Origin of the sequence: uncultured Xanthomarina sp. (assembly GCF_963971605.1) — a bacterium.
In the GTDB taxonomy this organism is placed as follows: Bacteria; Bacteroidota; Bacteroidia; order Flavobacteriales; family Flavobacteriaceae; genus Xanthomarina; species Xanthomarina gelatinilytica.
On record NZ_CAXATZ010000003.1, the window covers coordinates 1 to 12,114 of the forward strand.

Consider the following 12,114-nt stretch of genomic DNA (forward strand, 5'->3'; position numbering starts at 1 on the left):
CGAATGAAACACATTTAAAGCGTGTTGCTTTAGTGGGTAGCGTTAAATGGCAGGAGCAATTTACCGAGGTATTGCTTCCTTTTTCAGAAGCTCATATAAAATTTTATAAGCCAGAAGAAAAAGACGATGCCAAAGAATGGATTAAAAAAAAATAGTGAAAAATGAAAAAACTACAACTAAAAATCCCGGTTATCCTACAGCAAGTTCCAAACGAAAAAGACACTTGTGTTAAAAGGCTTATTCAAGAACTACAGGCCAAAGAGGGTATCGAAAAAGTACACGTTACCGATACAAAGGAAGATACCACGCCACAGCTCTGTTTTCATTATGACCCAGATATCATTTCCATAGACCGCATTCAATCTCTCGCAGAACAGACAGGTGCCGAGATTACCGAAAAATATGGGCATTTGCTCATTGAGGTAAAAGGAATCAGACATACAAGACAGGCACGTTCCATAGAGAAAAGTCTTTTGGCAATCAATGGGGTTTTGGAGGCTTCCGTTTCGGCCTCTGGAATGGTGCGCCTTGAGTTTGATAAAAAGCAAACAAATTTTGATGAAATAAGTAAACAGATTGAAAAGGAAGACCTTCAGGTTCAGCGGAGTTCTTCAAACGAAAATAATTACACCGAAGCATCCAAAAAAAAACAGGAACGTTCAAAGAAGGAAGATACTAAAGAGCAAACTTCCACAGAGGGCCACGAGCACAAGGAGGGCGAGACCCACGAGGAAGGAGAAGAGCACGCCCATGGTGGGGTTTTCGGTAAAAATACGGAGCTTATTTTTTCCATTATCTGTGGGGCACTTCTCGGGATAGGTTTCGGGCTTTCTTATGTGGAATCCATCCCGGATTGGGTCAGTCTTACTTTGTACATTGGCGCGTACTTTTTCGGTGGTTTCTTTACGGCCAAGGAAGCGGTTCAAACTGTGGCCAAGGGTGGTTTTGAAATTGATTTTTTAATGCTGGTCGCTGCCATTGGTGCCGCCATTCTGGGAGAATGGGCAGAAGGTGCACTGTTGTTGTTTTTATTTAGCCTTGGGCACGCCTTGGAACATTACGCAATGAACAAAGCAAGAAAAAGCATTGCTGCGCTTGCAGACCTTGCACCAAAAACAGCATTGCTTAAAAAAGATGGCAAGACCGAAGAAGTTGGAATTGAGCAATTGAGTATTGGCGATATTATAGTGGTCAAGCCCAATAGTAAAATATCCGCAGATGGCGTCGTGGTCAACGGAAAAAGCAGTGTAAACCAGGCCCCTATTACTGGGGAAAGTGTACCCGTGGATAAACTTCCCGTGGAAGATACAGGCAGGGACTATTCGGCAGACGATGATATTAAGGATGAAAATCGGGTATTTGCCGGAACTATCAACGGTAATAACACGCTGGAAATAAAGGTAATCAAAGAAGCCAAAGACTCTACCCTGTCCCGACTGGTCAAATTGGTCAACGAGGCACAGACCCAGAAGTCCCCCACGCAACTGCTGACCGATAAGTTCGAAAAATACTTTGTGCCATCCGTACTGATACTGGTTGGTATCCTACTCTTTGCCTTTCTGGTCATTGACGAACCGTTTAGTGCCAGCTTTTATCGTGCAATGGCGGTATTGGTAGCTGCAAGTCCCTGTGCACTGGCCATTTCAACACCAAGTGCCGTATTGAGCGGTGTGGCAAGGGCAGCACGTGGCGGCGTGCTCATCAAAGGTGGGCGACCACTTGAGGATTTAGGGGTCATAACCGCTTTGGCTTTTGATAAAACAGGCACGCTTACCGAAGGCAAGCCCAAACTTACCGAAGTAGTACCATTGGGGGATATTGAAGAAAATGAACTGTTAAAGATAGCCGTTGCCGTTGAAAACTTGAGCGACCACCCTTTGGCCAAAGCCGTCGTAAGGGATGGGAAAGAGCGTCTGAAAGGTACTGATATTATCGATGCGTCAGATTTGGAAGCAGTTCTCGGAAAAGGTATCAAAGCTTCTTTGGGCAAGGATAAAATCTATATTGGAAACCTTGACTTGTACGAAGACCTCGATGAAGCAAAACCATCCGAAGATATATCGAATAAAGTAAAAGAACTTGAAGGTGGTGGAAATACTACGATGCTCATAAGAAGGAACAAAGAATATATAGGTATCATCGCCCTGATGGACACCCCACGGGAAGCGGCCAAGGAAACACTGAAAAAATTAAAGGAAATCGGTATCAAGCGGATGATAATGCTAACCGGGGATAATCAAAAGGTTGCCGATGCCGTTGCTAAAGAAATTGGGTTGACCGATGCCTGGGGAAGCCTGTTGCCAGAGGAAAAGGTAGATGCCATTAAAAAATTAAAAGAACAGGAATCCAAAGTCGCAATGGTAGGCGACGGTGTGAACGATGCCCCTGCAATGGCAAACAGCACAGTAGGTATCGCAATGGGTGCAGCGGGCAGTGATGTGGCCTTGGAAACTGCAGACATTGCCCTAATGGCCGATAAATTGGAAACCCTGCCCTTTGCCATAGGCTTGAGCAGGAAGGCAAAGGCAATTATCAAGCAAAACCTTTGGGTAAGCCTCGGTATTGTGGCATTGCTTATCCCGTCGACCATTATGGGTTGGGCCAATATCGGTATTGCAGTGGTCATCCACGAAGGCTCAACATTACTTGTGGTTTTTAATGCGTTAAGGCTTTTGGCTTATAAGAAATAGCATCAAATATATGTTTTGAAAAAAGGGTTTGCTTTTGAATTAATATTGCAATGACTAAAACGGAAAAGATACTATTAAATCACGGTATTCGACCTACTCAAATGAGGTTGAAGATATACAAGTTCCTGAAAAGGAAGCAAAGGGCCGTGTCCTTTTCCGATTTGAAAAAGGCTTTTGTTCAAAAGAGCGAAACCAATAAAACAGCAAACAGAACGACATTTTATCGAAATCTCAAGATTTTCGAGGATAAAGGGCTGATTCATCAGATTAATGATGGGGTCGGAGTGGCAAAATATGCTATTTCTGATGAAAACGCCAAAGATAAATACGGTATAGATTTACATCTGCATTTTCATTGTACCGATTGCAGAAGAACAATCTGTTTACCGAATAAGATATCGAAAGAAAGCTTGCCAGACGATTATGAAGTGAGAAATGTGAACCTGATATTAAAGGGAATATGTGAAAAATGCAGGCAAAAATATTAGATGGAAGTTTCAGAATTCTGAACCCTTGGGTCCAATGGTCAGGTTCAGGTTTCTTCCACCTTCTCTAACTTAAAAAATATTATGGCAGAATTAAAAAAATCATTGGGAACAATTCGTCTTACCTTTTATGGAGTAGGCACTATTGTGGGTGCAGGAATATATACTGTCATAGGCGCAGCAGCTGGACAAGCAGGTACCGACCTTTGGTTGAGTTTTGTTTTCGCTGCAATTGCTGCCAGCGTTTCGGCATTGTCTTATGCAGAGTTATCCTCTACCTATCCCAATGCAGGTGCCGAATTCATTTTTGTACGCAAAGCGTTTCCGAAAATTGACATTCCTTCCTTTCTCACTGGCTGGACAATTGCCTTTCACAGTTCTGCCACGATAGCCGCTGTATTGCTGGCCTTTTCAGGTTATTTCAACACTTTTTTTAGTGTGCCTTCCCTATTGATAAGTTATGGCGTATTGATAATTCTTTCATTGATAAGCATTACGGGAATCAAGAAATCATCTACTGCCAATATTATAATGGTTAGCATACAACTTTTGGGATTGTTCATTCTTATTGTGGTCGGGCTTGCAGAAACTGGCCCGCCAAAGGCTGAATTTTTTAAAGTTGAATCCTTTTCCGGTACTTTGGCGGCTACCGCAACCTTGTTTTTTGTCTATACAGGTTTTGAGCATATGGCTGCATTGGGTTCTGAAGTAAAAAACTCTGGCAAGACCATTCCTCGTGCCTTTCTACTGACAATGGTTTTTACAACCGTTATCTATCTGCTCATAGCTTTTACGGTACTTAACATTGCCGACCCGTCAGAACTGGCAAAAGTAGATTCGCCACTTTCACTTGCGGCATCAAATCTCAACAGTTGGTTGCCCGTGACATTGGCGGTCGCAGCACTTTTTGCTACTGCCAATGCGGCCTTTAGCGGTATTATCTCTATCAGCAGGCTGCTGTTTGGAATGGCAAGCGTGGGCGAACTTCCGAAATTTATGACCAAAACCAATGCACATAAAGTGCCGTGGGTTACTACCATTGTGGTTATGGCGGCAGTTGCGGGTTTTATGCTATTGGGCGATATTAAAATCGTAGCGGGAATGTCGTCATTGGGTGCGTTGCTCGTCTTTGTCGCCGTGAACATTGCCCTTATCGTATTGCGTTTCAGAGCACCAGATAAAGACAGGCCCTTTAAAGTTCCTTTATCTGTTGGGAAAGTTCCGATACTGCCAATTTTGGCGATAATCATAAGCCTCTCTTTGGTCATACAATTTGATTGGAAAGTTTATGCCGCGTTTGTGGGAGCGATTGTAGTAGGTATCTTGCTGGATTATTTTTTGGATAAAAGAGAAAAAAAAGATATAGACCCCGAAAAGGAAAAGGAATTGTTTAACCACTAATATATTTTTTATGGACTGGACATTTGAAGAATTTAGAGCAGAGCTTGACACCCTTAATCCATCGGTAAGAAAATAGGCAATTGAAATTGCGAAAGAATTAATCGAAAAGGAAGACTTTTCAAAAGAAAAGGCCATCAAAAAAGCAATTGTAATGGCTGAAGAATGGTTTTACGATTTAGAAGGATAATAATTAATTAAAAACTATATAAAATGTTACAGATAATTGAGTTAAAGGAAAAAAATATTGTTGCAACAAAAGCTTCGGGCAAATTGAGAAAAGAAGACATCGAAAAAATCCATCCACTTATCCACGCTATACTGGACAAGGGGATGAAGGTTCGTTGGTATTTTGAGATGGACAATTTTACGGGTTGGGACTTGCCTAGTTTATGGGAAGACCTCAAAATGGATACGGCCCACGCCAGAGACTATGAAAAAATAGCAATGGTAGGAGATAAAAAATGGCAAGAATGGATAACCCAATTTATGAAGCCTTTTACCAACGCCGAAATTAAGTATTTCAATATAGACCAAAAGGAAGATGCCAAAAGTTGGATTGAGAGCCAGTAAGCTTACTTCCGTAAAAGACAGACGATGAATAAAAAGAATATTCTTATTACCATACTAATTGGGTTTGCCATAGGTGTTTTTATCCTTCAACCTTTGGGGATAACAATTTTCACGATTAGCAGTCAGAATTATGAAATTAATTGGTGGCAATATTTAATAAATAATTTCATTGAAATTGTGAATATCAATGGGAATCAAATTTTCGAGAATATTCTGTTTGGACTATTAGGTGCAAGTGTTGCTCTGATGTATTATTTCGGTAAAAGAGAAAAGGATATAGATAATAAATAGCGGTAAGTGGTTATGTGAAAGAGTGAAATTTTTTATTTAAAATAAATTAAGTGAAAACTTAATTAATAGCAGGCAGCTTTTATGATGCTTCTTAAAGCAAAATGATTAATAGCATTAAAAGCAAAAGTAGAAGCTGCTTTTTTTTAATTATACAATTAAAGATGGATATTATGAATGTTAAACATTGTATTTTAATAATCTTGTTGGTTAGTTATTATAAAGTAAACGCCCAAAAAATTTATACAACTGAAGAAGGTCATATTATGATGATGACTTTGGTTAACTCTAAACCCGTCAAGGCAGAAAGCCATAAATTGGCCTTATATCTTGATTATGATTCCAAAGTGGTTAATGGTGTACTCGACCTTAAGACTTTATCAACAGATATTCCTGAAATCAATACCATTTTACAACAGCAGGAAGCCCCTTTGATGCTTCGGTTCACGGGCACTATTCCATCACAGGATTTTTTATCAAAACGGCACGACCCTATCAACTTTAATTGGCTGATAGATGTTACTTATCAAGGAAAATCCTTTAAATCACAATTTAAAGCAACCATTACCCATATAGAACAAGGAGTAAGTATGTCCTGCTTGATAAGTGCAACCGGACAATTATTGGTTTCAAATACTGGTTTGGATTTCTTAATAGAGGGTATCGATGATACCATAGAAGTGCAGTTTGCGCAATTGGTGTTGAGATTGGAATAACTGTGAATTAAAATAAAATTATTATCAAACTAATGAAAAAAAAGAAAGTCAATTTAAGAGATTTGAATAAAACTTCTTCAGATACTCACAAGCGCAATGATGCCCACAACCAAAGCAGCGCAGAAAGCATAGTGAAATTTAAAGTTTATGTACCAGCAATTTTCAGCTTTGTAATGCTGATTATTGGCATTGCGATGGATTATTTTGACGTAGCATTTTTTAAAGATTGGATACGTATCGTCTGGTATGCAGTCGCATACCTTCCTGTAGGTTTTCCTGTGATAAAGGAAGGTTGGAACAGCATCAAAAATGGCGATTTCTTTACCGAATTTCTATTGATGTCCATCGCAACCATAGGTGCATTCGCCATTGGCGAATATCCGGAAGGTGTGGCAGTAATGTTGTTTTATGCGGTAGGCGAATTATTCCAAAGTGCCGCGGTTAAAAGAGCCAAAGGAAGCATCAAGGCATTACTGGATGTAAGACCCAATGAAGCTTTGGTTTATCGGGACAACAATTATGTTTCTGTAAATCCCGAAACCGTTGCTATTGGCGAAAAAGTGCAAGTACGTGTGGGCGAAAAAATTCCTTTAGATGGTATTTTATTGTCCGAAAAAGGCTCGTTCAATACCGCAGCATTAACGGGCGAAAGCAAACCTGATACCATTGCAAAAGGCGAAAAAGTATTTGCTGGAAGCATAAACTTGGACGGTGTAATTGAAATAAAAACTACTAAAGAATTTAAGGATAGTTCTATTGCAAGAATTTTGGATATGGTGCAAAACGCCACCGCACGGAAATCAAAGACCGAATTGTTCATTAGAAAGTTTGCAAAAATCTATACGCCTATCGTGGTATTCTTGGCAATTGCCTTGACATTTCTACCTTACTTTTTTGTGGACGATTATGTTTTTAGCGATTGGTTGTATAGAGCATTGATTTTCTTGGTTATTTCCTGTCCGTGTGCTTTGGTTATCTCTATTCCGTTGGGCTATTTTGGTGGATTGGGAGCAGCTTCAAAAAACGGGATTTTGTTCAAAGGCGCATCTTATTTGGATGAAATGACGAAGGTTAATACCGTTGTTATGGACAAAACAGGAACTGTAACCAAAGGTGTTTTTAAAATCAAAGAAATAAAAGCCATTGGCTGGAAAGAACCTGAATTTATGAAATACCTAATGGCGATGGAAGAACAATCTACCCATCCCATTGCCAAGGCAATTATGGATTATAAAGCCGATGGCGAAGATTTTCAAGCTTCCGAAGTAAGTGAAGTAGCAGGAAAAGGCTTAAAGGGAACAGTAAACGGCAAAACCGTATTGGTTGGGAATAAACCATTGATGATTTCAAACAATATCGAAGTTCCATCTGAAACCGACAACATTGTAGAATCTATCGTGATGGTTTCCATTGAAGGCAAATTTGCAGGCTATGTAATCATTGCAGACGAGTTAAAGGATGATGCCCACGAAGCCATTAATCAAATTCGGGAATCGGGTATTTCAAAAATCATAATGCTTTCGGGCGATAAGGATTCCATTACTCAACAAGTTGCCAAAGAAATGGGTGTAGATTGGGCAAAAGGCGGATTGCTTCCAGAAGATAAATTGAACGAAGTCGAAAAACTAATGTCCGAAAATGACGGAAGAGTAGCTTTCATTGGCGATGGCATCAACGATGCCCCAGTATTGGCAGTAAGCGATGTTGGTATCGCAATGGGCGGCTTGGGAAGTGATGTAGCGATAGAAACGGCAGACGTTATCATCCAAACAGACCAACCGAGCAAAATTGCAAAAGCTATTAAAATTGGTCGTTCAACCAGACGTATTGTATATCAAAATATTGCGCTTGCTTTTGGAGTAAAAGCTGTGGTACTTGTTTTGGGTGCAGGAGGCCTGGCGACAATGTGGGAGGCTGTGTTTGCAGATGTAGGAGTGGCTTTGTTGGCTATCTTAAATGCTGTTAGATTACAGAAGATGAAATGGTAATAATCAAAAACGATGTATCAAAAACAGAGAAATAAAAGAAATAAAAAGGTTAGTAAATCATCGAATAACAAAATCACAAAAAAAAGATAAGTTCAATGGGATTCTTGCAATAATCTTTGTGGTAATAACCGCATTCCTATTATACTATTTTGTGCTAAAAGGGAATATTCATAAGCATTGATTAACTGCGAGAATATAATTTTTGGGGTTACAGCAGATGAAGTGGAAGTGGTTGATTGGTTGGTTGGTTCATAGCAAAAATGATATTCTATGTTAGAAAATAGACGAAATAGACGAGATAGACGAAATAAAAAAAACACTAAAGTACCGTCTGTAAAAAATAGCATTACCAAAAAAGATAAAATAATTTGGATTGGTATTCTAATCGTTGTTATCCTGTTAATCTGCTTTGTACTGTTCTTACAGTTCCTAAAGTATTTTATATCTGTTTAGATACAACGCTTTTGCAATAGATGAACCGAATTCAGCAAATTCTACAAATCATTCAGCAAATAACATAATACATTAAAGTCTTTTAATCCTGAAATTTGCAGAGTACAAATTAGAATAGGACTATGGAGACAATTAACATATTTGAAACCAAAGAAAAGAGCCATAAACAAGGAATAAAAGAATCATTCCCGGTTACAGGAATGACCTGCGCATCGTGTGCAGCAAGCGTTGAATCTGTATTAAAACATACGGAAGGCGTTTTTGATGCAAGCGTAAATTTTGCCAATAGCTCTGTTCTTGTAGAGTACGACAAAGAGTTGAGTCCTAATCAGCTTCAAAATGCACTTCGCGAAGTGGGCTATGATATTATCATTGATGCGGAGAATCCTTCGGAAGTACAACAAGAACTACAGCAAAAGCACTATCAAGACATAAAAAATCGCACTATTTGGTCAGCGATACTTACGCTACCCATTTTTGTGTTGGGAATGTTCTATATGCAATGGGAACCAGGCAAATGGATTTCATTGGTATTGGCCTTTCCAATTCTTTTTTGGTTTGGGCGCAGTTTTTTCATCAATGCCTTCAAGCAGGCCAAACACGGTAAAGCAAATATGGATACCTTGGTGGCGTTGAGTACCGGAATCGCCTTCCTCTTTAGTGTATTCAATACCTTTTTTCCTGAATTTTGGTTAAGTCGAGGTATCGAGCCTCACGTTTATTATGAAGCGGCTACGGTAATTATAACTTTTATTTCTTTAGGGAAACTATTGGAGGAAAAGGCAAAGTCAAATACTTCTTCAGCCATTAAAAAATTAATGGGACTACAGCCTAAAACGTTGAAAATTATTGAGAATGGTGAAGAAAAGGAAATTCCTATTCCGTCTGCTCAACTACAATTGGAATTTCAGGTTGTCCATATTAATGATATAAATGGAAAATATAAAAAGCTATTCCCCGAGGTGAAAACTTTATTTTGAATAAATATAATTCAATTCTTAAACTAGTTTCTCATATTTCAGTATCATTAACCACTCCTTTCCATTTGCTAGAGAATCAGTTAAATTCGGTTCGCTCTTTTTCTGTCACACTTTTTGTAGAACGGTTATTCACCCATGTGGCAATTTCCTTTTTTGTTTAAGCCCATATATTTTAAATAGCGGCACAACAAAAAAGCAAATGTGAAACATTCACGAACACAATATTATAAAATATAAACTAGTGAGTAAAGAGCCACAAATCCGTCTTCTCAAAAACACTCAGTTACGGTGTCCGAACGGAGTCGAGGAAAAACAAAAAATCCGCCAGAAAAGGGAAGTGTCGATAGGGTCTATATTTACATAATGGTCTGTTATGGTAGCAATCCGGGACCCAGCTTCGCACCCAAATTGTACCATAACGCCATTATGTAAAATAGCGGCGCAGCCCCTGCTTTGGTTCCGTCTAAAATTAAAATTCGCCGCTATTCACGAGCACCATTAAAAACAATAAAAATGAAGCGAGTAAATAGCCACCTTCCCAACGCTCAATTCGTGCTCCAAATTATAATGAGGCTATTCATGAGCACCTCTAGGGCAATAGAAATAACGCGAACTAAATAGCCCCTAAATCACTGCTTAAATCCGTGCCCAAATTAAAATAAGGCTTTTCACGAACTCCTTGATTTATAAATATAAATTAGTGAACTAAATAGCGGCGGTCTCCTGCTTTAGTTCCGTCTAAAATCATAATGAGGCTATTCATGAGCACCTCTAAAACAATAGAAATAACGCGAACTAAATAGCCCCTAAACCACTGCTCAAATCCGTGCCCAAATTAAAATAAGGCTATTTATAAGCACCTCTAGGGCATTAGAAATAACGCGAACTACATAATCGCTATCCCACGCTCTATTCCTAACTTGGATTAAAGTGTAGTACACACAACTTTGCCACTTTTCCCCACCACCCAAGTCAGCGGTTATAAAAAAATAGGTTTTTAAAATATAGTAAAACGCCATAGCATATTGTTTTTTAACCCTGCCCTGCACATCAACCGAAAGTGTTAAAAAACAAAAAGCTATGGTCTATAAGTCCTGTATAAGTAGCATGTTTAAATGCTGTTTTATCAAACAACTATTTAAACATGCTACACATACAATCGCTTCTTCCAATGCTCAACCTCGCAAAAACCTATTTTTTTAAGAGTATATACCCCAAAAAAGTGAATTAAGTTTTATAAAAAAATAATATAAAAAGCAAGCAAATGTATGTGGCTTCCTTATGCCAATGCGTAAGGCTATAAAGGTCAAGCCCGATGGGTTTTGAAAAAAATCTCCACCCGGTCGGTACGTTAATAAAATATCTAGTAGTCATTTTTAGTGAACGTGCCAGCTGGCGCTCAGATATTGTATATTTATGATACACAGTAACTAAATACCGCTCATGTAAACTGTTCACTAAATCCGGGTAGTATTTTTTCCAAAAACCTTGACAGCCTTATCCACGCCACAAGTAGTTATAGCTTTCTTTTTTTTTGTTTTTTCTTTTGAAAAGTTATTGTCACGAAGCGTAGCGAGCGAAAGCATAATTAATTTTTTAAATCTTATATCTTGCTTAATTTCAAAATTAAAACCCACAATTTCAAACGATTCTACAACCTAAGTCATTTCTATATCCTAAATAAAGGAAAAAAACGAAGAAAAGCCTTCGTTCGAGCCATACAGAAACGCTTTTGTCGTTTTTTGCAATAAACCTAAGGAACTCCAAAAATTATACTGGATATGTGCCGGCTTAGATGTTGGATAGCAATTTATGCCTTATATCAAAGGCTCGGTCATCCCATTTATTACTATTTATGATGTCAGAAAACGAATCATGAAAAGTTGTGTCAAATACGATGGCCGATATAGGGACGAACGTTTTCAAGTGCTCAAAAAGCTAGAAGAAGAAGAAGAGAACTTCAACCGACAAGCTCTAAAACTCAAAGACTTTAGAATATTGATGTTGAGGCCTTACCTACCACAGTGAACCAATGAGGAATTTCAGTTCAAGACATAAAAAAGCCCGGACACCAACGCCGGGCTTTATCACCGAACCAAACTACTTTTTCCCGTGCTTTCGGGAAAAGTATTTTAACACAACAGATACAGAAAAACTTGCCACAGCACCAATAACAGCCATGATAATGGTAATAATAACATCTTCAACAGGCAAATTGGGCAACACACCAAAAGCAGTGCCACCCCAAAAACTAACCCGATGAAAAAATTGTGGCTCCATTTTATTTTATCAAGGCAGAATTATCAAAATCCTTTGGTTCGTCATCGTCTCCATCCTTAACAACCGCCTGACTCACTACTGATGCTACCGTGCCGGCAACTGTCATATACGTAGCAGCAGTTATTATGGTGGCTGGTATCGAAACTGGAGCAGCCAGTATCGCACCACCTGCAGCAGTTAGCGCAATCCCTATATTTCGCAAAATCTTAAAAAATTTAGGAGTTGGCTTTGTGTAACGTTCTTTTAAATTCATAATTTAAAAC

12 protein-coding genes are annotated in these 12,114 nt (G+C 38.9%); 10 read left to right on the forward strand and 2 right to left on the reverse strand.

Translation table 11 applies throughout. From position 1 onward, the window contains the following. From AACY93_RS01850 to AACY93_RS01895, 10 genes are all read left to right on the forward strand, one after another. On the forward strand, positions 1-155 hold a 155-nt coding region (locus AACY93_RS01850), incomplete at its 5' end, for an STAS/SEC14 domain-containing protein (RefSeq protein ID WP_339611019.1). 6 nt (positions 156-161) lie between these two features. Further along, complete coding sequence (locus AACY93_RS01855; protein WP_339610939.1) at positions 162-2,690, forward strand: heavy metal translocating P-type ATPase; 2,529 nt, start codon at positions 162-164, stop codon at positions 2,688-2,690. 50 nt (positions 2,691-2,740) lie between these two features. After that, positions 2,741-3,178 carry a transcriptional repressor gene (locus AACY93_RS01860; RefSeq protein ID WP_339610941.1) on the forward strand — a complete coding sequence of 146 codons (438 nt, stop codon included), beginning with the start codon at positions 2,741-2,743 and terminating at the stop codon, positions 3,176-3,178. Between the two features lie 81 nt (positions 3,179-3,259). After that, on the forward strand, positions 3,260-4,576 hold the full coding sequence (locus AACY93_RS01865) for an amino acid permease (RefSeq protein WP_163518181.1): 1,317 nt from the start codon (positions 3,260-3,262) through the stop codon (positions 4,574-4,576). Between the two features lie 210 nt (positions 4,577-4,786). Further along, positions 4,787-5,146: an STAS/SEC14 domain-containing protein gene (locus AACY93_RS01870; RefSeq protein WP_045079533.1), complete on the forward strand. Its 360-nt coding sequence runs from the start codon at positions 4,787-4,789 to the stop codon at positions 5,144-5,146. Positions 5,147-5,170: 24 nt separating this feature from the next. Next, positions 5,171-5,437 (forward strand): hypothetical protein, encoded by a 267-nt coding sequence (locus AACY93_RS01875; protein ID WP_110473888.1) that lies wholly within the window; start codon positions 5,171-5,173, stop codon positions 5,435-5,437. Positions 5,438-5,607: 170 nt separating this feature from the next. Next, positions 5,608-6,150: a hypothetical protein gene (locus tag AACY93_RS01880; RefSeq protein WP_045079774.1), complete on the forward strand. Its 543-nt coding sequence runs from the start codon at positions 5,608-5,610 to the stop codon at positions 6,148-6,150. Between the two features lie 32 nt (positions 6,151-6,182). Then, positions 6,183-8,138, forward strand: coding sequence for a heavy metal translocating P-type ATPase (locus tag AACY93_RS01885; RefSeq protein ID WP_339610957.1), 1,956 nt, complete (start codon positions 6,183-6,185; stop codon positions 8,136-8,138). Between the two features lie 575 nt (positions 8,139-8,713). Beyond that, a complete protein-coding gene (locus tag AACY93_RS01890) occupies positions 8,714-9,571 on the forward strand; it encodes a cation transporter (protein WP_339610959.1) in 858 nt (285 codons plus the stop codon). 1,875 nt (positions 9,572-11,446) lie between these two features. Beyond that, positions 11,447-11,599 carry a hypothetical protein gene (locus tag AACY93_RS01895; RefSeq protein WP_286852459.1) on the forward strand — a complete coding sequence of 51 codons (153 nt, stop codon included), beginning with the start codon at positions 11,447-11,449 and terminating at the stop codon, positions 11,597-11,599. A 72-nt stretch (positions 11,600-11,671) separates the two neighbouring features. Here AACY93_RS01895 and AACY93_RS01900 read toward each other — a convergent pair whose 3' ends face one another. Both AACY93_RS01900 and AACY93_RS01905 read right to left on the reverse strand, forming a co-directional pair. Beyond that, positions 11,672-11,851 carry a hypothetical protein gene (locus tag AACY93_RS01900; protein WP_286852461.1) on the reverse strand — a complete coding sequence of 60 codons (180 nt, stop codon included), beginning with the start codon at positions 11,849-11,851 and terminating at the stop codon, positions 11,672-11,674. A 1-nt stretch (position 11,852) separates the two neighbouring features. Continuing rightward, positions 11,853-12,104 carry a hypothetical protein gene (locus tag AACY93_RS01905; RefSeq protein ID WP_286852462.1) on the reverse strand — a complete coding sequence of 84 codons (252 nt, stop codon included), beginning with the start codon at positions 12,102-12,104 and terminating at the stop codon, positions 11,853-11,855. Between the last annotated feature and the right edge of the window lie 10 nt (positions 12,105-12,114).

What these genes read in the sequence shown, in the direction of transcription:
- AACY93_RS01855 (WP_339610939.1), top strand. Translation starts at nt 162, where the DNA reads ATGAAAAAACTACAACTAAAAATCCCGGTTATCCTACAGCAAGTTCCA.
- AACY93_RS01860 (WP_339610941.1), top strand. Translation starts at nt 2,741, where the DNA reads ATGACTAAAACGGAAAAGATACTATTAAATCACGGTATTCGACCTACT.
- AACY93_RS01865 (WP_163518181.1), top strand. Translation starts at nt 3,260, where the DNA reads ATGGCAGAATTAAAAAAATCATTGGGAACAATTCGTCTTACCTTTTAT.
- AACY93_RS01870 (WP_045079533.1), top strand. Translation starts at nt 4,787, where the DNA reads ATGTTACAGATAATTGAGTTAAAGGAAAAAAATATTGTTGCAACAAAA.
- AACY93_RS01875 (WP_110473888.1), top strand. Translation starts at nt 5,171, where the DNA reads ATGAATAAAAAGAATATTCTTATTACCATACTAATTGGGTTTGCCATA.
- AACY93_RS01880 (WP_045079774.1), top strand. Translation starts at nt 5,608, where the DNA reads ATGAATGTTAAACATTGTATTTTAATAATCTTGTTGGTTAGTTATTAT.
- AACY93_RS01885 (WP_339610957.1), top strand. Translation starts at nt 6,183, where the DNA reads ATGAAAAAAAAGAAAGTCAATTTAAGAGATTTGAATAAAACTTCTTCA.
- AACY93_RS01890 (WP_339610959.1), top strand. Translation starts at nt 8,714, where the DNA reads ATGGAGACAATTAACATATTTGAAACCAAAGAAAAGAGCCATAAACAA.
- AACY93_RS01895 (WP_286852459.1), top strand. Translation starts at nt 11,447, where the DNA reads ATGAAAAGTTGTGTCAAATACGATGGCCGATATAGGGACGAACGTTTT.
- AACY93_RS01900 (WP_286852461.1), bottom strand. Translation starts at nt 11,851, where the DNA reads ATGGAGCCACAATTTTTTCATCGGGTTAGTTTTTGGGGTGGCACTGCT.
- AACY93_RS01905 (WP_286852462.1), bottom strand. Translation starts at nt 12,104, where the DNA reads ATGAATTTAAAAGAACGTTACACAAAGCCAACTCCTAAATTTTTTAAG.